General features: G+C 63.3%; 29 protein-coding genes and 1 pseudogene. 19 read left to right on the top strand and 11 right to left on the bottom strand.

Features of this window, described 5'->3' with window-relative positions; genetic code table 11:
• The first annotated feature begins 28 nt into the window (after positions 1 to 28).
• Both D1012_RS00905 and D1012_RS00900 read left to right on the top strand, forming a co-directional pair.
• Positions 29 to 733 carry an MgtC/SapB family protein gene (locus D1012_RS00905; RefSeq protein ID WP_118149461.1) on the top strand — a complete coding sequence of 235 codons (705 nt, stop codon included), beginning with the start codon at positions 29 to 31 and terminating at the stop codon, positions 731 to 733.
• A gap of 44 nt (positions 734 to 777) precedes the next feature.
• Entirely contained in the window at positions 778 to 1,383 is a 606-nt protein-coding gene (locus D1012_RS00900; RefSeq protein ID WP_118149460.1) for a pyridoxamine 5'-phosphate oxidase family protein, read from the top strand.
• 38 nt (positions 1,384 to 1,421) lie between these two features.
• Here D1012_RS00900 and D1012_RS00895 read toward each other — a convergent pair whose 3' ends face one another.
• The gene (locus tag D1012_RS00895) at positions 1,422 to 1,736 is read right to left on the bottom strand and encodes a DMT family transporter (RefSeq protein ID WP_118149459.1); all 315 of its coding nucleotides are present in this window, start codon (positions 1,734 to 1,736) and stop codon (positions 1,422 to 1,424) included.
• Positions 1,733 to 2,692, bottom strand: coding sequence for an acetyl-CoA carboxylase carboxyltransferase subunit alpha (locus tag D1012_RS00890; RefSeq protein ID WP_118149458.1), 960 nt, complete (start codon positions 2,690 to 2,692; stop codon positions 1,733 to 1,735). Before D1012_RS00890 ends, D1012_RS00895 begins: the two co-directional genes overlap by 4 nt.
• A gap of 120 nt (positions 2,693 to 2,812) precedes the next feature.
• Here D1012_RS00890 and D1012_RS00885 point away from each other — a divergent pair, with 120 nt between their 5' ends.
• Positions 2,813 to 3,445 carry a GyrI-like domain-containing protein gene (locus tag D1012_RS00885; protein ID WP_118149457.1) on the top strand — a complete coding sequence of 211 codons (633 nt, stop codon included), beginning with the start codon at positions 2,813 to 2,815 and terminating at the stop codon, positions 3,443 to 3,445.
• 183 nt (positions 3,446 to 3,628) lie between these two features.
• Here the strand turns inward: D1012_RS00885 and D1012_RS00880 are convergent, their stop codons facing one another.
• Positions 3,629 to 4,585, bottom strand: coding sequence for an L-malyl-CoA/beta-methylmalyl-CoA lyase (locus tag D1012_RS00880; protein ID WP_118149456.1), 957 nt, complete (start codon positions 4,583 to 4,585; stop codon positions 3,629 to 3,631).
• Between the two features lie 186 nt (positions 4,586 to 4,771).
• Between D1012_RS00880 and D1012_RS00875 the strand changes: the two genes are divergently transcribed.
• The 3 genes and pseudogenes from D1012_RS00875 (at position 4,772) to D1012_RS00865 (ending at position 6,424) form a co-directional block, all read left to right on the top strand.
• Entirely contained in the window at positions 4,772 to 5,395 is a 624-nt protein-coding gene (locus tag D1012_RS00875) for a methyltransferase family protein (RefSeq protein ID WP_118149455.1), read from the top strand.
• Between the two features lie 8 nt (positions 5,396 to 5,403).
• Positions 5,404 to 5,559, top strand: a pseudogene (locus D1012_RS22905) (dipeptide epimerase); the annotation flags it as partial.
• Between the two features lie 4 nt (positions 5,560 to 5,563).
• Positions 5,564 to 6,424, top strand: a complete 861-nt coding sequence (locus D1012_RS00865) for a D-amino-acid transaminase (protein WP_118149454.1) — start codon at positions 5,564 to 5,566, stop codon at positions 6,422 to 6,424.
• Between the two features lie 52 nt (positions 6,425 to 6,476).
• On the opposite strand, the gene D1012_RS00860 is transcribed toward D1012_RS00865, so the two are convergent.
• The 3 genes from D1012_RS00860 to D1012_RS00850 form a co-directional block, all read right to left on the bottom strand.
• Positions 6,477 to 6,797, bottom strand: coding sequence for a DUF1244 domain-containing protein (locus D1012_RS00860; protein WP_118150000.1), 321 nt, complete (start codon positions 6,795 to 6,797; stop codon positions 6,477 to 6,479).
• A 55-nt stretch (positions 6,798 to 6,852) separates the two neighbouring features.
• Positions 6,853 to 7,755 (bottom strand): calcium-binding protein, encoded by a 903-nt coding sequence (locus D1012_RS00855; RefSeq protein ID WP_118149453.1) that lies wholly within the window; start codon positions 7,753 to 7,755, stop codon positions 6,853 to 6,855.
• A gap of 161 nt (positions 7,756 to 7,916) precedes the next feature.
• The gene (locus D1012_RS00850; RefSeq protein ID WP_233516976.1) at positions 7,917 to 8,669 is read right to left on the bottom strand and encodes an N-formylglutamate amidohydrolase; all 753 of its coding nucleotides are present in this window, start codon (positions 8,667 to 8,669) and stop codon (positions 7,917 to 7,919) included.
• A 132-nt stretch (positions 8,670 to 8,801) separates the two neighbouring features.
• On the opposite strand from D1012_RS00850, the gene pyk reads away from it, so the two are divergent.
• The 4 genes from pyk (at position 8,802) to rplT (ending at position 11,218) form a co-directional block, all read left to right on the top strand.
• Positions 8,802 to 10,247: a pyruvate kinase gene (pyk, locus tag D1012_RS00845; RefSeq protein WP_118149452.1), complete on the top strand. Its 1,446-nt coding sequence runs from the start codon at positions 8,802 to 8,804 to the stop codon at positions 10,245 to 10,247.
• Between the two features lie 28 nt (positions 10,248 to 10,275).
• Positions 10,276 to 10,500 carry a hypothetical protein gene (locus D1012_RS00840; RefSeq protein ID WP_118149451.1) on the top strand — a complete coding sequence of 75 codons (225 nt, stop codon included), beginning with the start codon at positions 10,276 to 10,278 and terminating at the stop codon, positions 10,498 to 10,500.
• Positions 10,501 to 10,642: 142 nt separating this feature from the next.
• Positions 10,643 to 10,843 (top strand): 50S ribosomal protein L35, encoded by a 201-nt coding sequence (rpmI, locus tag D1012_RS00835; protein ID WP_100196796.1) that lies wholly within the window; start codon positions 10,643 to 10,645, stop codon positions 10,841 to 10,843.
• 12 nt (positions 10,844 to 10,855) lie between these two features.
• Positions 10,856 to 11,218: a 50S ribosomal protein L20 gene (gene rplT / locus D1012_RS00830; RefSeq protein ID WP_118149450.1), complete on the top strand. Its 363-nt coding sequence runs from the start codon at positions 10,856 to 10,858 to the stop codon at positions 11,216 to 11,218.
• A 67-nt stretch (positions 11,219 to 11,285) separates the two neighbouring features.
• Here the strand turns inward: rplT and D1012_RS00825 are convergent, their stop codons facing one another.
• Positions 11,286 to 11,789: a ClbS/DfsB family four-helix bundle protein gene (locus D1012_RS00825; RefSeq protein WP_118149449.1), complete on the bottom strand. Its 504-nt coding sequence runs from the start codon at positions 11,787 to 11,789 to the stop codon at positions 11,286 to 11,288.
• Between the two features lie 186 nt (positions 11,790 to 11,975).
• On the opposite strand from D1012_RS00825, the gene map reads away from it, so the two are divergent.
• Together map and D1012_RS00815 are read left to right on the top strand one after the other, a co-directional pair.
• A complete protein-coding gene (gene map, locus D1012_RS00820; RefSeq protein ID WP_118149448.1) occupies positions 11,976 to 12,728 on the top strand; it encodes a type I methionyl aminopeptidase in 753 nt (250 codons plus the stop codon).
• Between the two features lie 122 nt (positions 12,729 to 12,850).
• Positions 12,851 to 13,603 carry a WecB/TagA/CpsF family glycosyltransferase gene (locus D1012_RS00815; RefSeq protein ID WP_233516975.1) on the top strand — a complete coding sequence of 251 codons (753 nt, stop codon included), beginning with the start codon at positions 12,851 to 12,853 and terminating at the stop codon, positions 13,601 to 13,603.
• Between the two features lie 2 nt (positions 13,604 to 13,605).
• Here D1012_RS00815 and D1012_RS00810 read toward each other — a convergent pair whose 3' ends face one another.
• Positions 13,606 to 14,556: a glycosyltransferase family 2 protein gene (locus D1012_RS00810; protein WP_118149447.1), complete on the bottom strand. Its 951-nt coding sequence runs from the start codon at positions 14,554 to 14,556 to the stop codon at positions 13,606 to 13,608.
• Positions 14,557 to 14,836: 280 nt separating this feature from the next.
• Here D1012_RS00810 and D1012_RS00805 point away from each other — a divergent pair, with 280 nt between their 5' ends.
• Positions 14,837 to 15,772, top strand: a complete 936-nt coding sequence (locus tag D1012_RS00805) for a CpsD/CapB family tyrosine-protein kinase (protein ID WP_118149446.1) — start codon at positions 14,837 to 14,839, stop codon at positions 15,770 to 15,772.
• Between the two features lie 3 nt (positions 15,773 to 15,775).
• A complete protein-coding gene (locus tag D1012_RS00800; RefSeq protein WP_118149445.1) occupies positions 15,776 to 17,113 on the top strand; it encodes a GumC family protein in 1,338 nt (445 codons plus the stop codon).
• Between the two features lie 73 nt (positions 17,114 to 17,186).
• On the opposite strand, the gene D1012_RS00795 is transcribed toward D1012_RS00800, so the two are convergent.
• Both D1012_RS00795 and D1012_RS22305 read right to left on the bottom strand, forming a co-directional pair.
• Positions 17,187 to 17,894, bottom strand: coding sequence for a sugar transferase (locus D1012_RS00795; protein WP_118149444.1), 708 nt, complete (start codon positions 17,892 to 17,894; stop codon positions 17,187 to 17,189).
• Between the two features lie 462 nt (positions 17,895 to 18,356).
• Complete coding sequence (locus tag D1012_RS22305) at positions 18,357 to 18,536, bottom strand: hypothetical protein (RefSeq protein ID WP_147335601.1); 180 nt, start codon at positions 18,534 to 18,536, stop codon at positions 18,357 to 18,359.
• A gap of 265 nt (positions 18,537 to 18,801) precedes the next feature.
• On the opposite strand from D1012_RS22305, the gene D1012_RS00790 reads away from it, so the two are divergent.
• Complete coding sequence (locus D1012_RS00790) at positions 18,802 to 20,025, top strand: glycosyltransferase family 4 protein (RefSeq protein ID WP_118149997.1); 1,224 nt, start codon at positions 18,802 to 18,804, stop codon at positions 20,023 to 20,025.
• Complete coding sequence (locus D1012_RS00785; protein WP_147335600.1) at positions 20,025 to 20,816, top strand: glycosyltransferase family protein; 792 nt, start codon at positions 20,025 to 20,027, stop codon at positions 20,814 to 20,816. Before D1012_RS00790 ends, D1012_RS00785 begins: the two co-directional genes overlap by 1 nt.
• Here the strand turns inward: D1012_RS00785 and D1012_RS00780 are convergent.
• Positions 20,813 to 21,448, bottom strand: coding sequence for an SGNH/GDSL hydrolase family protein (locus D1012_RS00780; protein WP_118149996.1), 636 nt, complete (start codon positions 21,446 to 21,448; stop codon positions 20,813 to 20,815). The two genes, D1012_RS00785 and D1012_RS00780, sit on opposite strands and share 4 nt — an antisense overlap.
• Before the next feature lie 128 nt (positions 21,449 to 21,576).
• Here D1012_RS00780 and D1012_RS00775 point away from each other — a divergent pair, with 128 nt between their 5' ends.
• The 3 genes from D1012_RS00775 to D1012_RS00765 all read left to right on the top strand — a co-directional run bounded on the left by D1012_RS00775 (position 21,577) and on the right by D1012_RS00765 (position 23,396).
• Complete coding sequence (locus D1012_RS00775; protein ID WP_118149442.1) at positions 21,577 to 22,485, top strand: thioredoxin family protein; 909 nt, start codon at positions 21,577 to 21,579, stop codon at positions 22,483 to 22,485.
• A 27-nt stretch (positions 22,486 to 22,512) separates the two neighbouring features.
• Positions 22,513 to 23,157 (top strand): LON peptidase substrate-binding domain-containing protein, encoded by a 645-nt coding sequence (locus D1012_RS00770; protein WP_118149441.1) that lies wholly within the window; start codon positions 22,513 to 22,515, stop codon positions 23,155 to 23,157.
• 65 nt (positions 23,158 to 23,222) lie between these two features.
• Complete coding sequence (locus tag D1012_RS00765; RefSeq protein ID WP_118149995.1) at positions 23,223 to 23,396, top strand: Trm112 family protein; 174 nt, start codon at positions 23,223 to 23,225, stop codon at positions 23,394 to 23,396.
• The last annotated feature ends 10 nt before the right edge of the window (positions 23,397 to 23,406 follow it).

The following is a 23,406-nucleotide window of genomic DNA, read 5'->3' as shown; positions in this document are numbered from 1 at the left end:
CTGTGTACCCCTGGCGGGTTGCTGCAACATGACGTTTGACAGCCTGTACGCCACCCTTTTCACCGCCCCCTTGATGCTGCCCTTGCTGGGCAGCCTGCTGACGGGTGTCCTGATCGGGGCCGAGCGCGAGGCGCAGGGCAAACCGGCAGGGCTGCGCACGCACACACTGGTGTGCTTTGGCTCTGCCCTGATGATGCTGATCGCCGCGCGCCAGATCTCCTGGGACACGTCGATGATTCCGGGCACCCAGATTGTCAGCGATATGTCGCGGATGCCGCATGCCATCCTGACCGGCATCGGCTTTCTCTGCGCAGGCGTGATCTTTCGCGAAGGCCTGTCGGTGCAGGGCCTGACCACAGCCGCCTCGCTTTGGGTCACGGCATCGCTGGGCATCGTCTATGGCGCGGGCATGCTGGAGCTGGCCACCATCAGCACGCTGATCGTGCTTGCGGTGCTTGTGGCGCTGCGCGTGATGCAATACGTGCTGCCGGCCCATAGCAGCCTGCGCATCAGTGTGGTGGCACAGTCCGGCTATCGCTGTGCAGATCTGGCAGCGCAGCTCTCGGCCCGAAAGCTGCGGCCGGGCAGCATCGCCATGACCCAAAGTACCCGGTCTGTCACCCTGACCACAACCGTCACCCAGCCCAAGCGCGGCCTTGATCTAGATGCCCTGTGTGCAGAATTGCAGGAAAACCCGCTTGTGAAAAAAGTGTCACTTGACCCTGAGGATTGACCTCCGCATTCACTGCCCAGCCAAAAGACCCGCAGAGGAAACCGATGACCCCGATCACCGATCTCGACAGCCTCCACGCCCTTTACGGCACAGCGGGCGAAGCGGCGTCGCGCAAAGTCACCCCTCACCTGACAGCCGCCTACCGCGCATGGATCTGGCGCTCGCGGTTCTGCGTGCTCACCACCGTCGGGCCAGAGGGCACCGATGGCAGCCCGCGCGGCGATGACGGCCCGGTGGTGACGGTCCTCGACGACCGCACCCTCGCCCTGCCCGACTGGCGCGGCAACGAGCGGATCGACAGCCTGCGCAACATCGTCCGCGATGGTCGGGTCAGTCTGATGTTTCTGGTGGCCGGCAGCAACAATGCCATGCGGGTCAACGGCACGGCCATTGTCACCGCAGACCCCACACTCTGCGCCCGCTTCCGGCGCGATGACAAACAGCCCCGCAGCGTGATCGTCATCTCCATAGCCGAGGTCTATTCGCAATGCGCCCGCGCCCTGATCCGCTCGGGCCTGTGGTCAGCGGGCGACCAGTCAGCGGGCCTGCCGACCGTGGGCGACATGATGCGCGAAATCACCAGCGGCGACATTGACGGCGCCGCCTATGACGCCGCATGGCCCGACCGCGCCGCCAAGACCATGTGGTAGCGGCACAGGCGCGCCGCCACAGTCTCGCACAACCAGGCTCAGGCCAGTTTCAGCGCGATGATCCCGCCCAGAATCAGCAGGATGCCCAGCACCCTGACCAGATTGACCGGCTCACCAAACAGCATCACCGCCAGTATCGCCGTGCCCAAGGTGCCGATGCCCACCCAGACCGCATAGGCCGTGCCGACCGGCAGCTCCTTCATCGCCAGTGACAGCAGCCAGAAACTGGCCAGCGCCCCGATGATGGTCAGACCCGTCGGAATCGGACGCGTGAAACCATTGGAATATTTCAGCCCGATCGCCCAGCCGGTTTCCAGAAACCCCGCCAGCAGCACCAGAATCCACGGGCTCAAGCTGCAAGCCCTTTCGACCCCATGTCGATGAACTTCGAGCGGCGGTCCTTGATCAGCGCCTCGGGCTTCTTGCCCGACAGCTCTTTCAACATCGCCTCGATACCCTTGCCCACCGCCTCGATCGTCTCACGCCGACCGCGCTGCGCGCCGCCCACCGGTTCCTTGATGATCCGGTCGATCACGCCCAGCTTTTGCAGATCCTGCGCCGTCAGTCGCAACGCCTCGGCGGCTTCGCGCATCTTTTCGGCATCCTTCCACAGGATGCTGGCACAGCCCTCGGGCGAGATCACCGAATAGACCGAATGCTCCAGCATCGCCACCCGGTTCGCGGTGGCAAAGGCCACTGCCCCGCCCGACCCGCCTTCGCCGATCACCACGGAAACCAGCGGCACGCCGATTTCCAGACATTTCTGGGTGCTGCGGGCAATCGCCTCGGCCTGCCCACGCTCTTCCGCGCCCTTGCCGGGATAGGCACCGGGGGTGTCCACCAGCGTGATCACCGGCAGGCGGAAGCGGTCCGCCATATCCATCAGCCGGATCGCCTTGCGATAGCCCTCGGGCCGCGCCATGCCGAAATTCCGCTCGATCCGGCTTTTGGTGTCATTGCCCTTCTCATGGCCGATCACCATCACCGGAGAATCGTTGAACCGCGCCAGCCCGCCCATCACCGCATGGTCATCGGCAAAATTCCGGTCCCCCGCCAGCGGCGTGTACTCGGTGAACAGCGCGTCAATGTAATCCTTGCAATGCGGCCGCTCCGGGTGGCGGGCGACCAGACATTTGCGCCATGGCGTCAGATCCTTGTACAGATCGCGCAGCATCACCTCGGCTTTTTTGTCAAGCGCCTCGGCTTCCTTGGCAATATCCATCCCCGGATTGCCACGCCCCATCGCCCGCAACTCTTCGGCTTTGCCTTCGATCTCGGCGAGTGGCTTTTCGAATTCCAGATAGTTCATCGGGCACCCCTGCAACTGCAACGTGGTATATGCCGTCACGAGCCTATAAATGCAACCAAGCAAGATTTCTCGACCAGAGCTTGCCTGTCCCTGAACCAAGCTGTTCGAAAGTGTGTCAAGATGGAAAAACTTGATTTCAAGATGGCCGACAAGGCGTTTTACAGCGGCAAGGTGGGCCGGATTGACCGGCTGATGCTTCCGCCCATGCTCTTTCTGATGGTCGACGGAAGCGGCGACCCGAACCTGGCGCCAAGCTATGGCCAAGCGGTTGCCGCGCTTTACGGCCTCAGCTACGCGCTGAAATTCGCCGCAAAGGCGCTTGGGAATGATCACACCGTCGCCCCGTTGGAAGGTCTGTGGTGGGCCGACGACAGGCGCGATTTTGTTGACGGCCGACGCGACCGCTGGCGCTGGACGATGATGATCCGCCAGCCCGATGGGATAACAGATGCCATGCTGGACGCTGCAAGGCTCAGGATGCTGGCCAAAACGGACAAAGACCCCCAGGCCGCAACAACGCCCGACATGGTGCGGGCGGTCAGGCTTGAGACCTTTGCCGAAGGGGACTGCCTGCAGATCCTGCATATTGGCAGCTACGCCGATGAAGCGCCTGTCATCGCCGGGCTGCATCAGCAGATCGCCACAAGCGGACTGCGCCCGACAGGAAAGCATCACGAGATTTACTTGAATGACCCGCGCAAAGTGCCGCAGGACAAGCTGAAAACCATTCTGCGGCAACCTGTCGTGGCCTGAAAACAGCAGCGCCCCGAACCGCTGGTTCGGGGCGTGCATCCTCCCCTTGATGCTGCGCGGGGGCCTCCTCTCCCCTGGTGCGCAGCGCGGGTATTCTTTCCAAAACGCCAGTATTTCAGGCGTTGGTTACGAACCATTGACCACACTGTGGCATCTTGTCAACGATTCCGATGTAACGCTGCGTCACCCGGCAATCATTTCTGCCTGACGCACCACCACCTCGGCCTGCTTGATGCTGGCAATGTCCACCAGACGGCCCTTGTACACGGTCGCGCCCTCGCCGCGCGCCTTTGCCGCTTCCATCGCGGCCAGTATTTCGCGCGCTTCGGTCACTGCCGCCTCGGACGGGGTAAACACCTCATTGGCCAGCGCCACCTGCTTGGGGTGGATCGCCCATTTGCCAACCATCCCCAGCGTGGCCGAGCGCCAGGCCTGCGCGCGGAACCCCTCATCGTCGGAAAAGTCGCCAAACGGCCCGTCCACCGGCAAGATCCCATGCGTCCGGCACGCCGCTACAATCGCCGCCTGCGCCCAGTGCCAGGGGTCGGACCAATGCCTGACCCCTTCGCGCAGCATGTAATAATTCTCCTGCGTGCCACCGATCCCGGTGGTCTGCATCCCCATGCTGGCGGCAAAATCCGCCGCCCCAAGACTCATGGCCTGCAAACGTGGGGAAGAGGCCGCGATCTCCTCCACATGCGCAATCCCCGCCGCACTTTCGATGATCACCTCAAAGCTGATCGGCTTTTTGCGCCCCTTGGCGCGCTCCACCGCCGTCACCAACGCATCCACCGCATAGACATCGGCCGCACAGCCCACCTTGGGGATCATGATCTGGTCCAGCCGGTCGCCCGCCTGCTCCAGCAGGTCCACCACATCGCGATACCAGAATGGCGTATCCAGCCCGTTGATCCGTACCGACAGGGTTTTCGTGCCCCAATCCACCGTGTTGATCGCGGCGATGATATTGGCCCGCGCCTGATCCTTGTCAGCGGGCGCCACCGAATCTTCCAGATCCAGATTGATCACATCCGCCGCACTCGCCGCCATCTTTTCAAACAGGGCCGGGCGCGATCCGGGGCCGAACAACTGGCACCGGTTCGGACGGGCGGGCGGGGTGGGTTGGATACGAAAGCTCATCAGGGGCCTCGGCAAGTTAATTTCACGAATCTGCGCTGCAGCGATAGATTATTGCGTGCCGACCTGCAATCCCAAGTTTGCAGATGCAGCAACTGGCGCAGTTTGTCCCATGCCAACGCGCCTCCCTTGACAGGAGCGCCCTTGCGGGAGCCATGTCGCGCCCAGCCAAGCAACAGGAATGCAGCCATGTCCACCGCCACTGTCCCCCATACGCCCGTCAACCAGCAGCGGCGCATCGCAGCCCTGCGAATCGCTTTTGTGGTGGCCCTTCCCCTGATCCTGTTCTCAAAATCCGTCTGGATGGATCAGCACTGGGTGTTCGAGGTGATGGAAGTGACGGGCATCGCCCTGATCATCCTTGCCGTGCTGGGCCGGTTCTGGGCGGTGCTTTATATCGGCGCGCGCAAGAATGCGGTGGTGATGCAGGATGGCCCCTATTCGATGATGCGCCACCCGCTTTACCTGTTCTCCACCATTGGCGTGGCAGGATTTGGCATGATGCTTGGGTCAATCGTTTTGACACTGGTGATGACGGCCCTTTTCTTCACGATCCTCTCCATCACCGCTTCCAAGGAAGAAGCGTTCCTGCGCGCCGAGTTTGGCCCGACCTATGACGCCTATGCCGCCCGTGTGCCCCGGATCATCCCGCGCCCGTCCCTGTTCCGCACCGAGGGGGAAGTGACGTTCAACGTCCGCACACTCCGGGTGAACCTGCAGGATGCCTTGGTGTTTCTGGCGCTGATTCCGCTCGCCGAAGCATCGGAAATGATCAAAGATTATGGGCTGATTCCAACTTTCCCGCTGTTCTGAAGGATCATGGCCACCGCCTTGGCATGACCCCTGCCACGATCCTTGCGCAAAGTGCTGCCTTCACAGACCTTGACGGACCGCTCCTGCTGGCCCAAACCCGCGACAACCCGCTGTTGTTCAACGAGCACGGCATCCACCCGCCGCATCCGGCCCTATGGGGATAGCACCATGACCCGCACCGTCTATGTCAACGGCACCTACCTGCCCGAGCACGAAGCCACCGTCTCGATCTTTGACCGGGGCTTTCTGATGGCCGATGGCGTGTATGAGGTCACGTCGGTCCTCGATGGCAAGCTGATCGACTTTGACGGTCACATCAAACGCCTGCACCGCAGCCTGTCCGAGCTCGACATGGCCGCCCCCTGTTCAGATGACGAGCTGATCGCCATGCACCGCGAACTGGTCAGGCTGAACAACATTGATCAGGGCATGATCTATCTGCAGGTCACGCGCGGCAACCCCGGCGACCGCAGCTTTGTGTTCCCGTCCGCCGACCTGCCGCCGACCATCGTGGCGTTCACGCAGGATATCCCAAACCTCGCCGACGCCCCCGCCGCCAAGACCGGCTTTCGCGTGATCTCGATCCCCGATCTGCGCTGGGACCGGCGCGACATCAAGACCGTGCAACTGCTCTACCCGTCGATGGGCAAGATGGCCGCCAAAAAGGCCGGCGTCGATGACAGCTGGTTTGTCGAGGATGGCGCCGTGACCGAAGGCACCTCGAACAACGCCTATATCGTCAAGGGCAACCGCATCATCACGCGGGCCCTGTCCACCGATATCCTGCACGGCATCACCCGTGTCGCCGTCCTGCGCTTCGCCGCCGAAGCGCAGTTCGAGGTCGAGGAACGCCCTTTCACCATCGAAGAGGCCCAAGGCGCGGATGAAGCCTTCTCCACCGCTGCCAGCATCTTCGTCATGCCAGTGGTGGAAATCGACGGCAAACCTGTGGGCACCGGCAAACCCGGCCCCGTCGCCCAGCGCCTGCGCGAGCTGTATCTGGACGAAATGCGCAAAGCCGCGATCTGACCCAAAGGCTGGCCCCAAAAGGGCCAGCAGCTGGCCCCAAAAGGGCCAGCTTTCACTCCACCTTGCCGACGTTCTTGGCAAAAGCCTCGGCAAACGCCGCCTGCTTGCCGTCATCCGCAGGCGTCTGATTCAGCGCCACCCACTGCTCATAAGGCATGCCATAGACAATCTCGCGCGCCTGCGCCTTGTCCATCTCGATGCCCCGCGCATTTGCCGCCGCCTGATACCAGCGGCTCAGGCAATTGCGGCAAAACCCCGCCATGTTCATCAGGTCGATGTTCTGCACATCGGGCCGCTTCTCAATCAGATGCTGCATCAACGCGCGAAACGCGGCGGCCTCAAGTTCGGTGCGGGTCTGGTCGTCCTGTGTCATGGTATCCTCCTGCCCGGACAGCATGTCCGATCCGGGCCGGGGCATCAAGCCAGCGTCACAGCGGCTCCAGGAACAGCCAGGACGACGGGTCCGCCGACAGATCTGCCGCAGACTGGCCGGTCAGCCGGACCACCACCTCACCGTCGACAAGCACCACACTGTTCTCGGGGCCATCCGCCCGGATCACGATGGTGGCAGCATCCGGGTTATCCAGCACCAGCGTCAGCGTTTCCGTATGATAATCAAAATCGGTGATAAGGCTGGCATCATCACCGGATTTATAGACCACGCCGAACATATCCGTGCCCGCGCCGCCGGTCATCGTATCGCCGTCATCGCCAATCAGCAGATCATCCCCGCCGCCGCCTTCCAGCAGATCAGGGCCGCGCTCTGCCACATCGCCCGATTGCGCCGCTCCGGCAATCCGTGCCGCAAGCTGACCCGCAGCCGGGCTATCGCTGGTGCCGGCGACCGCTTCCGTGATCTCATCCGCCACGCCTGCAAGCTCTTCCGCGATCAGGTCATATTCCACCCCGATCAGGGTATCATTGCCTTGACCGCCCATCAGCGTGTCAGACCCGCTGGACCCGATCAGCAGATCGGCACCAAAGCCGCCGTTCAGCAGGTCATTCCCGGCCCCGCCGATCAGAATATCGCGGCCCGTACCGCCCGACAGCACATCATCGCCCGCACCGCCCAGAAGAATATCATTGCCCGCACCACCGATCAGAGTGTCAGGCCCGGCCTCGCCGGAAATGATGTCATCGCCCTCCAGCCCGTCGATCAGATCAGCCCCGCCCCCACCCAGCAGAATATCTGCGCCGGTGGTTCCGGTCTGGCTTTCTCCGGTCTCCTCTGCCGTTGCGTCATCGGAATCGCTGGCATCATCGTGGTCGCTGCCCCCACCAAAAGCCAGACCACCCACCAGCAAAAGGGGAAGAAAAAGCAAAAGTTCCACAGGCAGCTCCGCAACTAAGGGGTGTTTTAAGAAAAATGTACCGGCATCTGCATGCCCGCAGGCAGGCGGGTCAAGTGATTTGAAACATTGATGAAAAAGTCATACCAATAGGTGTGACGGCCCCCGGATTGTCGACGGTCTGCGCCGGGCCGGGCTGGTGGTCAGCCCGCAACCGCCCTCAGCGCCGCTGACAGAACCGGGGCCAGACGTGCAGCCCAGTCCACTTGCTCCGCCTCGGTGGCAATCAGATCATTGCGCAACTCGATCAGCGTATTGTGCCGCCCCTTTTGCAAGGCATGCCGGTCAATCGCATCGCCCGGCAGATGGCCGGAGTATGGCTCATTGTCGCCCACGCACCAGTCCGGCACCGCCTGCAAACCGGCGATCACCGCACGCGACAACCGCTCATCCTCATGACTGTGCAGCACCCCGATATGCCAGGGCCGGGGCGCGCGGCCCTTCAGACAGGGCGTAAAGGAATGAATCGCCAGAATCGCCCGCTCTCCCGCCAGCGAGGCATAGGCCGCGTGATAGGGCCGGTACAGCCGCTGCAACCGCTCTTCCACCTCGTCCGGGCCGACATGGCGGTTGGCGGGAATGATGGTGCCGTCATACAGCTTCATCACCAGCGTCGGGTCATCCTCGCCCCGGTTCGGGTCGATCACCAACCGGCTGAAATCGGAACACAGCACCGGGCTGTCCAGCGCCGCACCCAAGGCAATCGCCAGACCGCGCGCGCCCACGTCATAGGCAATGTGCCGCGCCATATCCTCTGGCGCGATCCCCAGCGTGCCGCCCAGCCAGTCCGGCACCCGGTTTGTGGCGTGATCACAGGTCACCAGCCACGGGCCGGGCCGGTCGGTGCCCAGCACTTCAAACGCCTCATGCCTGATTTCCGGGCGCATGTCCGTCATGTTTTCTTTACCCCAACGTGCTTTTAAGCCATTAGGCCATTTAGCGCTAACGCGCCAGTTGCTCCGGGCATCCGATTGCTCTATTCCCACCCGTGGCCCACCACGAAGTGATAACTGAAGAAGGAACAAGGCATGAGACGCCTTCGGAATGTTAAGATCGTGGCCACTCTGGGGCCCGCATCCAACGACTATGAAATGATCCGCGCTTTGTTTGAGGCAGGGGCCGATGTGTTCCGCCTGAACATGAGCCATGGCACGCATGACGACATCCGCGCGCGCCACACCATCATCCGGCAGGTCGAATCCGACACCGGACGGCCGATCGCCATTCTGGCTGACCTTCAGGGGCCAAAATTGCGCGTCGGCACCTTTGACGCCGACTCCTATGATCTGGCAGACGGCGACAAGTTCCGCCTCGATCTGGACCCGACACCGGGCGACGCCAGCCGCGTGCAGCTGCCGCACCCCGAGATTTTCGCGGCGCTGGAACCCGGCTCGTCGCTTCTGGTCAATGACGGCAAAATCCGCCTGATCGTCGATGATTGCGGCAAGGACTTTGCCAATTGCACCGTCACCGTCGGCGGCGCGATTTCCAACCGCAAGGGCGTGAACGTACCCGACGTGGTGCTGCCACTGGCCGCTCTGTCGCAAAAGGATCTCAAGGATCTGGAATTCGCCTGCGACCTCGGCGTTGACTGGCTGGCCCTGTCCTTTGTCCAGCGCGCCGAAGACGTGATCGAGGCAAAAGCGCTGGCACGCGGCCGCGCTGCCGTGCTGTCGAAAATCGAAAAGCCCGCAGCGGTCAAAGCTTACGAATCGATCCTCGCCGTCTCCGATGGCATCATGGTCGCCCGTGGCGATCTTGGGGTTGAGCTGCCGGTCTATTCGGTGCCGCCGATCCAGAAACGTCTGGTCCGCATGGCCCGTGCCGCCGCCAAGCCGGTGATCGTCGCCACCCAGATGCTGGAATCGATGATCGAATCACCGATGCCAACCCGCGCCGAAGTCTCTGACGTTGCCACCGCCATCTATGAGGGTGCTGACGCCGTCATGCTGTCGGCCGAATCCGCCGCCGGGAAATTCCCGATCGAAGCCGTCGCCACCATGAACAACGTGGCGATCTCGGTCGAAAGCGACCCGACCTATCGTCAGGTGATCGAGGCCAGCCGCACAGTTGTCCGCTCCACGGTCGCCGATGGCATCGTCGCCGCCGCCCGTGAAATCGCGGAATCGACCGATATCAAGGCCATCGCCGTGTTCTCGCAATCGGGCACCACGGTCAGCCTTGTGGCCCGCGAACGCCCCCGCGTTCCGATCATCGCACTGACCCCGCTGATGGACACCGCCCGCAGGCTTTGCCTGACATGGGGCACCCATTGCGTGATCACCGAAGAGCAGGACCGTTTCAAAGGCGCTGTCATCTCTGCCGTCCGCGCTGCGCGCCAGCACGGCTTTGCTGCGGAAACCGACCAGATCGTGCTGACCGCTGGCGTTCCGTTCAACGTGCAGGGCACCACCAACATCCTGCGCGTCGCGCCGTGTGATGAGCGGTTGATTTACAAAGCTGATCCTGAGTAAATCACCCAAGGCAGCGTATGGGGTGGCGATGGACTCTGATCTGATGTTCGTCACGGGGGCCGCGCTTCTGGCCCTTTCCATCCCGGCGATCTTTTCCGCCATTTCCGACAGCCGCCCACCCCGGGCGGCTGCCATCATTCTGCTGATCGGCGGCACCCTTGTCGTCATCGCCCTTAGCCACAAACCCGGCGGCATCGCCCTTGCCGAAATCCCCGACATCTTTTTCCGCGTCATCGGCCGCTTTGTGAACTGACGCTTTTGCCCGACTCGCAAGCCCGCCGACTCTTTTGCCTTGCGCCCAAACCGCCTCCCCCCTATAGGAGCCGTTCTGGAAAGCCTGCGGGGCCGGCCAACTTAGGCATGCCGAGTCGCGCATATGACGATTGGAGATCGAAATGCCCAAGATGAAGACCAAATCCGCTGCGAAGAAGCGCTTCAGCTTCACCGCGTCCGGTCGTGCAAAAGCTGGCGTCGCCGGCAAGCGTCACGGCATGATCAAGCGTACGACCAAGTTCATTCGCGATGCTTCTGGCACGATGTTGCTGTCCGCTTCGGACACCAAGATCGTCAAGAAGTACATGCCCTACGACCGCTGAGGAGAGACACCCATGTCCCGCGTTAAATCTGGTGTTGTCACCCACGCACGTCACCGCAAGGTCATCAAGAAAGCCGCCGGTTACTACGCCGCCCGCTCGACCAACTTCCGCACCGCCACGCAGGCCGTCGACAAGGCCCAGCAGTATGCGACCCGCGACCGCAAGGTCCGCAAGCGCCAGTTCCGCGCCCTGTGGATCCAGCGGATCAACGCTGCCGTGCGTCTGTTCGATATGGAAATGACCTATTCGCGCCTGATCAACGGCCTGACCAAAGCCGGCATCGAAGTCGACCGCAAGGTTCTCGCCGATCTGGCCGTGCATGAGCCCGAGGCGTTCAACGCCATCGCGGCTCAGGCGAAATCCGCTCTGGCCTGATCTGGTCGCTCTGACATGAAAAAGCCCCGCCTCGGCGGGGCTTTTTCATGTCATCCCGCATGTCATCTCATTCCAGGGCGCGCAGGCCCTTGCGGACCCGCCCCCGTGCATTCGCATAGGGCGAGGACGTGTTGAACTGGATCATCCGGCCCTTGCTCCATTTGCCGTACCACGGTCCGCCATACAGCTCTGCATCCGACCGCGCCGTGATCGTGTCCACCAGCCGCGCCTTGGCCGCCGTCAGCCGGGCCAGCAGCGCCGCCCAGTCCATCTCCCGATAGTCGGCGTAAAACTTCTGCGCCAGCAACCCCAGCTCATTCCACTGAAACCCGGTTTCAGGAAAATCCACCACCGCGCCGCGATCATCCCGGTCAAGCCATTTCAGCACCAGCTCGTTCCAGCCGATCAGATAGGCCACCAGATCGGCGGGGCTCATCATCGTGCCTGCCGCATGCCCCTCCAGCACCACCGCCCGCGCCTGTGCCTCCGGCACCCGCGCCAGATCGGCCATCAGCCGGTCAAACGACAGCTCGATCGCCGCCAGCAATTCGGCTTTTGATGTGGGAACCACCGCATCGACTCCTTCCGTATCCGCTCAGACCATGTGCCCCACTGGGCCGGATGGCACCGCTTTATTGCGCCGCCCTGCACCATCGTCCAGCCACCGCTCTGTCAAATCCGCCCTATGGGACAATACCCCGCACCTGTGCTAAACAGCCCTGACATACCCCACGCCCCCTTTTCCCGGACCAGTGCCATGACCATCACTCAACAGGACGATCTTGACGGGCTGCACGTGATTGGCCGCATCGTCGCCAATACGATACAGGCCATGGCGCAAGCGATGGAGCCGGGCATGACCACGCGCGAGCTGGATCAGATCGGGCGCGTGCATCTGGAGCGTGAGGGCGCGGTTTCGGCCCCCGAATCCACCTATGATTTTCCCGGCGCGACCTGCATCAGCGTGAATGAGGAAATCGCCCACGGCATCCCCGGCGACCGCCTTCTGCGCGCCGGTGATCTGGTCAATATCGACGTCTCCGCCTCCAAGGCGGGGTATTTCGCCGATACCGGGGCCAGCTTTCGCCTTGGCAGTGTACCGCCCGCGCTGGACCGGCTGTGCCGCGATGGCAAACGCGCGATGCAGATCGGGATCGCGCAGGTCGGCCATGACAAACCCATCGCCGGGATCGGCAATGCCATCGGCCGCTTTGCCTCGGCACGCGGCTATACGCTGATCCGCAATCTGGCGAGCCATGGCGTCGGCCGCGCCCTGCATGAAGAGCCGGGCGAGGTGCCGACATGGCCCAGCCGCGGCGACCGGCGGCGGATGCACAAGGGGCTGGTGCTGACGGTAGAGCCGTTCCTGTCCACCGGCGGCCACTTTGCCGAAACCGACGGCGATGATGACTGGACCCTCTACAGCCAGCCGCCCGCATGGGTGGTGCAGTATGAACATACCGTCGTCGCGACCGAACGCGGCGCGATCATCGTGACCCTGCCGGGGTAAGATCGGGTGTCCCCGCTGGTGGGAGTGTTAAAAAATAGTTAATCCCACAGCATCAAGCCATTGATATTAAATCATTTTAAAAACTTCCCCCTGTGTTACACCCCCAAGCCAAAGGCCCGCCCTTGCAGTTCCGCTTCCCTGACCAGACCATCACCGTGAACATGCCCGACCAGCCCAGCCTGCTGGCCGAGATCCGGTCCCGGTTCCGGGGCGGGCGGGGCTTTTCCCTGGCCACCCTGAACCTCGATCATCTGGTAAAGCTCCGCGCCTCGGCCAGCTACCGCGCGACCTATGCCGCGCAGGATCTGATCGTGGCCGATGGCAACCCCATCGTCTGGCTGTCCCGCCTCGCCCGCCGCCCCGTCGCCCTTGTCCCCGGCTCCGACCTGCTGCGCCCCCTGTTGCAGCTGGCGGCGGATGAGGGGATGCCCGTCGCCTTCTATGGCTCCACGCCCGAGGTGCTGGCACAGGCGGCCGCCCGGCTGGCCGCCGAACTCCCCGCGCTGCAGCTGGTCTGGACTGGCGCGCCCGCCATGGGCTTTGACCCGACCGGCCTTGAGGCTGACGCGGCCCTGCACGCCATGCAGGCCGCAGGGGCGCGGCTCTGCATCGTCTCGCTCTCCGCCCCCCGACAAGAGGCGTTCGCCGCCTATGGCCGCCGCCGCGCGCCACAGATCGGCTTTTGCGGCTTTGGCGCGGGCCTCGACTTCATCGCCGGCCAACAGGTCCGCGCGCCGGCATGGGTCCGCAAGCTGGCGCTGGAATGGGTATGGCGCGCCCTCTCGGCCCCGCGCCGCATGATCCCCCGCTACACCGCCTGCATTGCCATCCTGCCCGGCCAGATCGCCGCAGCCCTGCGTCAGCGCCGGGCCTGAGGCTATTTATACTCGATCAGCCCCCGCCGCCGCCCCAGCACCCGGTTGAAGTGATAACCCAGCACGCCCCGCGCCTCGGCAAAGCGCCCGATCACGGTGAGCAGCCCCCAGCGCCACCCCTCGCGCCGCGCCAGCCGCGCCACCTGCGCCGGATAGACCAGCGCCAACAACAGGCCCAGCGGATGGATCAGCCCCGCCGCGAGCACCATCACCGGCCCCGCGACACCCCAGAGCAGCGCCCGGCGGGTTTCAACCATCCAATGCCGCTCGGGCCCCGCGCCATGCAGGTCAGCCCCTTCGGCAAAGGCGTGGCCTGACCGCACCATCCGGGTCCACCATTGGCCAAAGCGCAGCAGATTGGCGTCATGCAGGGTCATCTCGGCGTCGATCCGCCAGATCGTTCCCCCGGCGCGGCGCAGGCGCAGACACAGCTCCGGCTCTTCTCCGGCGATCAGATCGTCTCGGTAGCCGCCCACCGCCATCACCGCCGCAAAGCGCATCAGTGCGTCGCCACCGCAGGCCATTGCCGGGCCCACCGGTGTATCCCACTCCCGGTCTGCCATCCGGTTAAAGGCTGACGCATCGGGAAACCGCTCCCGCCGCCGCCCGCAGACCACGACGGCACTCGGCTTGCCGTCGAAGGTCCGCAGCGCCGCCGGAATCCAGCCGGAGTCCAACACGCAATCGCCATCAACCAGTTGGACGAAATCGGGCGGCGCCTCGGCCAGCGCCAGCAGCCCGGCATTACGGGCCCGCGCGGCGGTAAAGGGCAGGCTCATGTCAAGCGCCACCACCTCTGCGCCCGCCGACCTTGCCGCCGCGCCCGAACCATCGGTGGACCCGCTGTCGACATAGACAACGCGCCGCACCTGCCCATGCAAGGCGGCCAGACAAGCCACCAGCCGCGCGCCTTCATTCCGGCCGATCACCACCGCATCCACGATCACGGTCATCTATGCTGCCCCTGTTTATCCGCCATCAACCCTAGAACCGCAGGGCGACAATGGCCATGCCCCGCAGGACGGCGCAGAGGGGCAAAGCCTTTCATTTCGGAAGGTAATCTGCTAATCATGATCGGAACTGGACGGGGGTCCGGCGAGTCTGGCACAATCACAATGCACCCAAAGGGCATGTGTATTGCGGCAGACGAGCCTTAAGTCGTGGCCTGCTGACGCGCAGGTCTGTTTTCGGCAAGCAGCCCCCGCGCTGCGCTTTTCAGGAGCGTGCCAGGTGATGGCCCGACACAATAATTTGGCGTTACCATCAGAAACCGCACTGGATATGGGAATTTTGCCGATGGCCGAGGAGGGCGATGCCGCATCACGGCGTGACCGTGCCCTGACTGTTTCGGTGTTCCGTCCTGGCCGGTCGACCGGGCGGGATCCTGATCCGTTGGATATTGATCTGGGCCGGGACATCTTTACCGACAGCTATCCGCTGGCTCTGCTGAACCCGGCACGGGTCTGGGAATCGCTGAATGCGATCTCCCTGAACGGCGATCATCTGGCTGGAAACGGTTTGTTTACCAACCCGGACCAAAGCGTTGCCGGTCCCGCCTTTGACATTCTGCGAACCCGTGTCTCGCAGGCGATGGCAGAGCATGGCTGGCGACGGATCGGCATCACCTCACCCACCCATGGCTGTGGAAAGTCGTTTACCGCCGCCAATCTTGCGATGGCACTGGCCCGCCGCCCCGGCAGCCACACAGTGCTGATTGACCTGGATCTGCGCCGCCCGAACCTGCACACCTTGTTCGGGGCCACGCCAACCGGGGCGCTGCGTGATTTTCTGGATGGCAGTCAGCCGATGGAGTCGCTGTTTCTGCGGGTCGGCCGAACCCTCGCGATCGGGTTCAACGGCGAAGCGGTGCCCGATGCCGGCGACATCCTGCACAGTGCCGATACAGCGCAGGCACTGGAGGCGATGGAATTGCAGCTTGATCCTGAGATCACGGTGATGGACCTGCCTCCGGCGTTGGTCAGCGACGATGTGCTGGCGATGAAAGACAAGGTGGATGCCGTGCTAATCGTGGTGGATGGCACGCAGACCACCGCCAAAGACATCCGCGCCTGCGAAGCTCTGTTCGAGAACCGTATTCCGGTGATGGGCGTTGTACTGAACCGGGCGCAAGACCGTGGCCTTGGCCGCCTGCGCTATGGGCGGGGCTAGGATATGGGACCGATCCTGACTGTCGAAGATCTGCTGGGTCTGATCCGCCGTCGCTTCTGGCTGATCGTCGCCATCAGCCTGATCGGCACGGTGTTTGCCATCTGGTACGCCAAGACCCGCCCCGATGTGTTCGAGGCGACAGCGGTGTTGCAGGTGGAACTGCCAATGGTGACCGATGGCGGGCAGGCCCCGGCCTTGCCGGTTAATGTTCTGCAGCTGATGACCAGCATCGAGCAGCGCCTGACCGCCCGTGACAACATTATTGCTCTGATCGAACGGCACAATCTGTTTGCCGACGCCCCTGCCCTTTCGGTCGAAGACCGGATCGTCGCAATGCGTCGCTCTGTCGGCTTTCAGAGTGTGACCGGGCCATCTGGTGCGCTGTCGGCCATGATCATCACGGCACGGGCCGGGCAGGCAGACAATGCGGCACGCATCGCCAATGATCTGGCACAAAGCGTGCTGGACATGGGGGCCGAGGGCAAGCGGGCGACCGCCGAGGCAAGTTTCGGCTTTTTCAAAGAGCAGGAAAACCGGCTCTGGGCGCAGATCAACGCATTAGAGGCCGAAATCGCCGACTATCGCGACACGAACCGCAACACCTTGCCGGGTGTGCGTGAGGCGCGGCAGGATGAGATTGCAGAGCTGGAAACCTCGCTGCGGGCGCTGGAACAGGAGATCACCGGCCTGCGCAGTGAAGAGGCGCAGATCAATGCCTTGCCGACCCTGCGGGCAACTGACCGGCGACGGCTGGAAGACATCAGCCAACGGCTCTCGGTTCTGACCGCACAGAGCGGGCCTTTGGCTGAACGCAAGGCGACGCTGGAGGCAACGCTGGGCAACACGGCCGAGGTGGAACGGGTGTTGTCTGCCTATGACCGGCAGATGCGGCAGCTGCAGGATCAATACACCGTGGTCTCGCAACGGATGGCCGAGGCGGAAACCGCGCAAAGCCTGGCCTCGCGTCAGCAGACCGAACGGTTCTCGATGCTGGAACGGGCAATCACGCCCGATTATCCGCTGGGTTCAGGGGCCAGAAAGATTGCCATTGCCGGGTTGTTCGGCAGCGCGGCTTTGGGGCTGGTGATTGCGTTTCTGCTGGATGTTATGAACCCCGTGATCCGCACCGCCGCCCAGATGGAACGCGAGTTGAACCTGCGCCCGGTCGTCTCGATCCCGGAAGTGCAACGCCGCAGCCGCAAACCGCTGGGCCGCAAGCTGATCAGCTCGCTGATCGGGAATGAGGCGGGTCACCTGCCTGATATGGTCGGGCTTCGCGGCAGGATCATCCTTGGCGGCGCGGTCGTTGTGGTGGCGATGGCGCTCGCCTCGATGCTGTAAGATATTGTCTGGCAAAGCAAAGGCCCGCCCGGATCAGGGCGGGCCTTTTGCGATCAAGCACCATGGCGGCTGATCAGCAGCCGGTGCCGTTCATCACCACGCTGACCGTGCGCCACAGGATCCGAAGATCGGTGGTCAAAGCAAGACCTTCCTCATAAACGGTGTCATACTCGGCGCGTGCCCGGAACGTGGTGCGGTTGCGACCAGCGGTCTGCCAGTATCCGGTGATGCCGGGACGCAGCGCATAATAAGCGGTGCCGGGATACAGCGCTTTTTGATCGACCATCATCGGGCGCGGACCAACCAGACTCATGTCGCCGGTCAGCACGTTCCACAGCTGCGGCAGCTCATCCAGCGAGGACCGGCGCAGAAACTGGCCAAACCCCGTGATCCGCGGGTCGTTGCGCAGCTTTTGTGTCGCATTCCATTCCGCCCGCGCCGCCGGATCGCGCTTCAGCAGATCTGCCATCTGGGCATCGGCGTCGCGCACCATCGAACGCAACTTCCACATGCGAAAGGTCTTGCCGCCCTTGCCCAGCCGCAGCTGACTGTAGAACGGGCTGCCGCCATCCAGCGCCACCCCGATCGCCAGCCCCGCCACCACCGGCAGCACAACTGGCGCGGCCACAAGGATGGCCGAAACGTCCAGCACCCGTTTGAAAAGGTTCCGGTACAGCCCGAACGGGCGTGCCGGGGGCAGCAAAGGCAGGCCGGTGAAATCCGGCGGAGATTTGACAGGCTCTGAAGAACGGGCCTGAAACTCGGGAAAGGTAATAGACATCAAAAAGCCTCCCCGGTTGCCCGTAGCTCAGACCGCAACAATTGAACTCTGTCACATCCCTGCCCAAGGCTGGGGCCATTTGACCCGCACGCCTGGATTGGCAGCATAAAAAACAACATCTTCAGCACTCGGATCAAGCGCCCCCACTTTGTATTTTACGCGTTGTTGAGGATGATTGACGACTGTCATTCGACAGGGGTGGTCTGTTTTAGACCATATTCCAGCGTTGATTTCGCCGCATCCCCGACAACGTACCGCCTCACTCTCCCTATGAGGGTGTAAAAATTGGAATACTATCGCATTGGTTTAAAATCAGATCGTTGGATGATTCGGGGCCTTCATCCAGAGATTCGGGGCCTTCATCCAGATGGGAGCGACCGGTGCAAAACCCTGCCAGCCAAATTCAAAGCGCAAAGGTTAGAGAACACCTGATGATTGGCGAAAATCCAGAAACAATACAGATCAATCCTGACGGTGATCGTTGCGTTGTTTTGGCACGGCCATTGCCAGCACAATCGTACAGATCACACCCGACGCAGAGTACATCAGCAAGGCATCCATCGCTGTCCGCCCCATGGCAGAGGAAGAAATGGCAGCAATGACACCGCCAAGAATACCCGCCATCAGATACACCACTGACATCCGGCCCCCCGCTGCCGCTCACGGGTCTGCCCCGCACGCTGAGATTATGCGAAACCTGCGGTTTTGACAGCCTTGGGCATAAGAGCAATCGGCGGTGTGGTGCAATTCTGCCGCGCATCGGCCCGTGAGCCATGATGCATCCGCTCTGCCGCCTGGGGCCGCCAAGGCAGATGTGTGACCAGTCAAACACCTTGCATCCCCGGAGAGCATTGACGATCCTGTGCCCGTGGTGCCCGAAGAGGCGCTGTGTGGAGCGGAGCCTCTGTTGAAGATCGCCTATCTGGTCAACACCTATCCACGCGGGTCGCAGACCTTTATCCGGCGCGAGATTCTGGCGCTTGAACGGCTGGGGTGGGACATTCATCGCTTTGCCCTGCGGTCGGATCGTGCCGCGCTGGTGGACCCGGCAGATATGGCCGAAGACGCCCGCACCGAGCATATTCTGGAACTCGGGGCGGCCAAGCTGGCGCTGTCGGCGCTGGATTGGATGGTCAGGCACCCAAAGGGGGCGGCCCATGCGTTTGTCATGGCGCTGCGCTGCGGCACTGCAGGCGCGGGAAAGACGCCGGGCACCGGCGGCTGGCTGCGGCATCTGATCTATCTGGCCGAGGCGGCCCATCTGGCCCGTCGCTGCCATGATCTGCGCCTGCCGCATCTGCATGCGCATTTCGGGACCAATTCGGCAATCGTTGCGATGCTTTCTTCGATGATGGGTGGACCGGGGTATTCGTTCACCGTGCACGGCCCCGAAGAGTTTGACGCCCCGCGCGCGCTTTCTCTCGGCGCAAAGTGCGATCAGGCGGTTTTTGCCGTCGCGATTTCCAGCTTTGGCCGCAGCCAGCTCTATCGTTGGGCCGCGCCCGCGACATGGCCGCGCCTGCATGTGGTGCATTGCGGGATCGAGCCATGGCGCTTTCCAGACCCCACCCCGATGCCACAAGGCGGGCCGCATCTGGTGGCAATCGGGCGGCTGTCAGAACAAAAGGGCTTTGCCCTGCTGATCGAGGCGATGGCCCGCGCTGCACCGTCCTTGCCCGGTCTGCACCTGACGCTGGTGGGGGATGGGGAATTGCGCCCGCAGATCGAGGCGGCGATTGCCCGGCATGACCTGTCGCGCCATGTCACGCTGACCGGCTGGCTGGATGAGGCACGGGTGCGCGAGGCGCTGTCTGCCGCGCAGGCGCTGATCGTGCCCTCCTTTGCCGAAGGTCTGCCGGTGGTGATCATGGAAGCCATGGCCGCCGGTCGCCCGGTGATCGCCACTGCAATTGCCGGCGTGCCCGAACTGGTCACGCCAGAAACCGGCTGGCTGGTTCCGGCGGGCGACGCAAGCGCCTTGGCGCAGGCGATTGGAGACATTGCCGTAACGCCAGTTGACCGGCTGGCGCAGATGGGCCATGCCGCGCGACAGCGGGTGCTTGACCGCCATGACATCAATCGCGAAGCCGAGAAACTAACTGTCCTTTTTGCCAGCAAGGGCAACCCGTGATGCCAATGCCGTTCATCATTGCCTGCGCCAGCAATTCCGATGCGATCCTGTCGGCAAACCTCGCCGCCTCTCCGTGCCTGTCGGGTGGCGCGCTGCTGCATGTCGAACGCGATGCCCCCTCTGCCGCCACCGCCTACAACCGGGCGATAGCGGCCACCGACAGCGATGTGATCGTCTTTGCCCATCACGACGTGTATCTGCCCCGCGGCTGGGAGGCGCTGCTGGCCGACCGTCTTGCCGATCTGACCCGCCGCCACCCGGATTGGGGTGTGGCAGGGGCGTTTGGTGTGGCCGCCGATCACCGGCAGTTCGGCCCGGTCTGGACCTCATCCCTGGGCCAGATCATCGGGCGGGTGCCCTTGCAGCCGGAGCCGGTGATCAGCTTTGACGAAATGCTGATCGTGCTGCGACGGGCGTCCGGCCTGCGGTTCGATGACAACCAGCCCGGCTGGCACATGTATGGCACCGATATCGTCTGCCGTGCCCGCGCCGCCGGAAAGGGCGCTTATGCCATCGGCCTGCCCTGCATTCACAACGACCGCTTTCATGGCGCTCTGGGACCGGATTTTACCGAAAGCTATCGCTGGATGCAGGCAAACTGGCCGCAGTTCCTGCCGATCCAGACCCCGGTGACAAAGATCAGCCGTTCGGGTCTGCACCTGATGCGGGAACGCTGGAACATGCGCAAATCACTGGCCTTGCGCGCAGGCGATGCGGTGGATACCGGCGCGCCTGCGGCAGAGCTTGCGGCGCGTTGCGGATGGGCTGACCTGACCCCGGCGGCGGGCTAAAGCCGCCCGATCGCCTCGGCCACGGCAAGGCCAAGGGTGGTATGCGCCTCTGGCTCGAAATGGATGCCATCCTGCGGGCTGACCTCGATGATCTCGCCCGCATCCAGAAACCCGATGCCGCGTGCTGCGGCCAGATCCCGGTAGCGCTCGGCAAGGCCCCGGCTGCGCGCGGTTGCCCCCAGAAACTCGCCCGCAATCGGCCCGACCTCTGCCACCGGCGGCGGGCAGATCAGCAGCACCTGAAAGCCGCCGTGCCGCGCCTGCATCTCCAGGCTGAGGGCAATGTCGACCAGCCCGGCCACGCCTGCCGTCACCGCTTGGGGCGTGGCCGAGAACCGCGCCTTGACGTCATTGGTGCCCAGCATCAGCGTCAGCACATCGACCGGACCATGGCTTTGCAGCGCGATCTTCAGCCCGTCCTGCCCGTTCATATGCGCCCCCATCACCGGGTCAGGAAACTGCGCTGTGCGTCCCGGCAGCCCCTCTTCGGCCAACTCCCAGCCGACCCCCAGCGCCCGCCAGCAGACGTGCGGCCACCGCACCCCCGGCGCAAACCGGTGATATTCGCCCCGCGTGACAATCGGCGGGGTGCCATGCGTGTTGCTGTCACCAAAGGTCATCAGAAACGGCATCATATCCTCCCTGCCCTGCTGCGCGCAGGCTACGGCGAGAAACTGGCGGCGTAAATGCCCCTTCCCCCTTGGCCTTTGCGCCCCTTGTGCGCATATAAGGGGCAAAGTTTCAGCCGGATGAGGGATCGATGTTCAGCCTTGGTGAAAAGCCTGCAACCGCACCGAAAAACGACCTGATCAAGGATACCACCGAGGCCACGTTCATGGCCGACGTGATCGAGGCCAGCCGCGAAGTGCCGGTCATCGTGGATTTCTGGGCGCCATGGTGCGGCCCGTGCAAGACGCTTGGCCCCGCGCTGGAGGCGGCGGTATTGGCCGTGGGCGGCAAGGTCCGCATGGTCAAGGTCAACGTGGACGAAAACCAGATGATCGCGGGTCAGCTGCGGGTGCAGTCGATCCCCACGGTGTTTGCCTTTTGGCAGGGCCAGCCGGTGGACGGGTTTCAGGGCGCGGTGCCGGGGTCGGAGATCAAGAAATTCGTCGACCGGATCAAGGCACTTGGCGGCGATGGCGGTCTGGCCGAGGCCATCGAGGCAGCCGAGCAGATGCTGACCGAAGGCGCTGCTGCGGATGCGGCAGAGACCTTTGCCGCCATTCTGGAGGAAGAGCCGGAAAACGCCGCCGCCTATGGCGGGCTGATCCGTACCCATCTGGCGCTTGGCAATCTGGAACAGGCCGAAACCCTCGCGGCCAATGCCCCCAAAGCCATCGCCACAGCCAAAGAGGTCGAGGCGGCGCGTGCCCAGATCGAGTTGGCCAAACAGGCCGCGAATGCCGGCCCGGAACAGGATCTGCGCAACGCCGTCGAGGCGGACCCGACGGATCATCAGGCCCGCTTCGACTATGCCGCCGCCCTGTTGGCGGCGGGCAAGACCGAAGAGGCGGTAGACCAGCTGCTAGAGCTGTTCCGGCGGGATCGCGAATGGAATGAGGGGGCCGCACGCACCCAGCTTTTCACCATTTTCGATGCGCTGGCGGCCAAAGACCCCATCGTCATGAAAGGCCGGCGCAAGCTGTCGTCGATGATATTTGCCTGACGCCATTTGCGGCCTAGGTAACCGGACATGATCACAGCATCAGACTTGCCAGACACGATCCCGGTTTTTCCGCTGCCCGGCGCATTGATGCTGCCGCGCGCGCGTCTGCCGCTGCATATCTTCGAGCCGCGCTATCTGGCGATGATCGAGGATTGCATGAAAACCAAGACGCGGCTGATCGGCATGATCCAGCCGCGCGAAACTCCGGGCGGCGAAAAACGGCTGCAGGCCATCGGCTGCGCAGGCCGTCTGACCGGATTTTCCGAGACCGAGGACGGGCGCTACATGATCACCCTGTCGGGCATGTCTCGGTTCCGCGTCCGCGAAGAGGTGCAGGGCTTTACCCCCTATCGCCGCTGTCTGGTCGAATGGTCACCCTTTGGCCGCGACCTCAGCCGCGAGGATGAGACCGACCCCGGCTTTGACCGCCCCGCCTTTCTGGCGGTGCTGGGGCGGTATCTGACGACGCTGAACCTCGCGACCGACTGGGACAGCCTGAAAGAGGCCGATACCGAGTTGCTGATCAACTCGCTGTCAATGCTCTGCCCCTTTACCCCCGAAGACAAACAGGCCCTGCTGGAAGCGCCCTCGCTGTCGACCCGGCGCGAAACGCTGGTGACTCTGATCGAATTTGCCCTGCGGGGCGGGGCCAATGATGAGGTGATGCAATGACGGAACGCGTGGCCCCCGAACCCGATCCGGCGGAAACACCGCCACGTGATACCCCGTCTGGCTCAATGCAGGCGTTTGACCCGCGCATGCTGGAAAGTCTGGTCTGCCCGGTCAGCAACGCCATTCTGACCTATGACGCCGCGGCGCAGGAACTGATTTCCAAAGCTGCGCATCTGGCGTTTCCGATCCGCAACGGCATTCCGGTGATGCTGTTGGGCGAGGCGCGGGCATTGGAATGACGCCGGAACA

It is taken from the genome of Pseudotabrizicola alkalilacus, assembly GCF_003443995.1.
Classification (GTDB): domain Bacteria; phylum Pseudomonadota; class Alphaproteobacteria; order Rhodobacterales; family Rhodobacteraceae; genus Pseudotabrizicola; species Pseudotabrizicola alkalilacus.
Note: the sequence above shows the minus strand (reverse complement) of the source record. Positions and strands in the feature narration are given on the sequence as shown.

Excerpts from the sequence above, each read along its gene's own strand:
- D1012_RS00905 (WP_118149461.1), top strand. The coding sequence starts at position 29 with ATGACGTTTGACAGCCTGTACGCCACCCTTTTCACCGCCCCCTTGATG.
- D1012_RS00900 (WP_118149460.1), top strand. The coding sequence starts at position 778 with ATGACCCCGATCACCGATCTCGACAGCCTCCACGCCCTTTACGGCACA.
- D1012_RS00890 (WP_118149458.1), bottom strand. The coding sequence starts at position 2,692 with ATGAACTATCTGGAATTCGAAAAGCCACTCGCCGAGATCGAAGGCAAA.
- D1012_RS00885 (WP_118149457.1), top strand. The coding sequence starts at position 2,813 with ATGGAAAAACTTGATTTCAAGATGGCCGACAAGGCGTTTTACAGCGGC.
- D1012_RS00880 (WP_118149456.1), bottom strand. The coding sequence starts at position 4,585 with ATGAGCTTTCGTATCCAACCCACCCCGCCCGCCCGTCCGAACCGGTGC.
- D1012_RS00875 (WP_118149455.1), top strand. The coding sequence starts at position 4,772 with ATGTCCACCGCCACTGTCCCCCATACGCCCGTCAACCAGCAGCGGCGC.
- D1012_RS00865 (WP_118149454.1), top strand. The coding sequence starts at position 5,564 with ATGACCCGCACCGTCTATGTCAACGGCACCTACCTGCCCGAGCACGAA.
- D1012_RS00860 (WP_118150000.1), bottom strand. The coding sequence starts at position 6,797 with ATGACACAGGACGACCAGACCCGCACCGAACTTGAGGCCGCCGCGTTT.
- D1012_RS00850 (WP_233516976.1), bottom strand. The coding sequence starts at position 8,669 with ATGACGGACATGCGCCCGGAAATCAGGCATGAGGCGTTTGAAGTGCTG.
- pyk (WP_118149452.1), top strand. The coding sequence starts at position 8,802 with ATGAGACGCCTTCGGAATGTTAAGATCGTGGCCACTCTGGGGCCCGCA.
- D1012_RS00840 (WP_118149451.1), top strand. The coding sequence starts at position 10,276 with ATGGACTCTGATCTGATGTTCGTCACGGGGGCCGCGCTTCTGGCCCTT.
- rpmI (WP_100196796.1), top strand. The coding sequence starts at position 10,643 with ATGCCCAAGATGAAGACCAAATCCGCTGCGAAGAAGCGCTTCAGCTTC.
- rplT (WP_118149450.1), top strand. The coding sequence starts at position 10,856 with ATGTCCCGCGTTAAATCTGGTGTTGTCACCCACGCACGTCACCGCAAG.
- map (WP_118149448.1), top strand. The coding sequence starts at position 11,976 with ATGACCATCACTCAACAGGACGATCTTGACGGGCTGCACGTGATTGGC.
- D1012_RS00810 (WP_118149447.1), bottom strand. The coding sequence starts at position 14,556 with ATGACCGTGATCGTGGATGCGGTGGTGATCGGCCGGAATGAAGGCGCG.
- D1012_RS00805 (WP_118149446.1), top strand. The coding sequence starts at position 14,837 with ATGGCCCGACACAATAATTTGGCGTTACCATCAGAAACCGCACTGGAT.
- D1012_RS00800 (WP_118149445.1), top strand. The coding sequence starts at position 15,776 with ATGGGACCGATCCTGACTGTCGAAGATCTGCTGGGTCTGATCCGCCGT.
- D1012_RS00795 (WP_118149444.1), bottom strand. The coding sequence starts at position 17,894 with ATGTCTATTACCTTTCCCGAGTTTCAGGCCCGTTCTTCAGAGCCTGTC.
- D1012_RS22305 (WP_147335601.1), bottom strand. The coding sequence starts at position 18,536 with ATGTCAGTGGTGTATCTGATGGCGGGTATTCTTGGCGGTGTCATTGCT.
- D1012_RS00785 (WP_147335600.1), top strand. The coding sequence starts at position 20,025 with ATGCCAATGCCGTTCATCATTGCCTGCGCCAGCAATTCCGATGCGATC.
- D1012_RS00780 (WP_118149996.1), bottom strand. The coding sequence starts at position 21,448 with ATGCCGTTTCTGATGACCTTTGGTGACAGCAACACGCATGGCACCCCG.
- D1012_RS00775 (WP_118149442.1), top strand. The coding sequence starts at position 21,577 with ATGTTCAGCCTTGGTGAAAAGCCTGCAACCGCACCGAAAAACGACCTG.
- D1012_RS00770 (WP_118149441.1), top strand. The coding sequence starts at position 22,513 with ATGATCACAGCATCAGACTTGCCAGACACGATCCCGGTTTTTCCGCTG.
- D1012_RS00765 (WP_118149995.1), top strand. The coding sequence starts at position 23,223 with ATGCAGGCGTTTGACCCGCGCATGCTGGAAAGTCTGGTCTGCCCGGTC.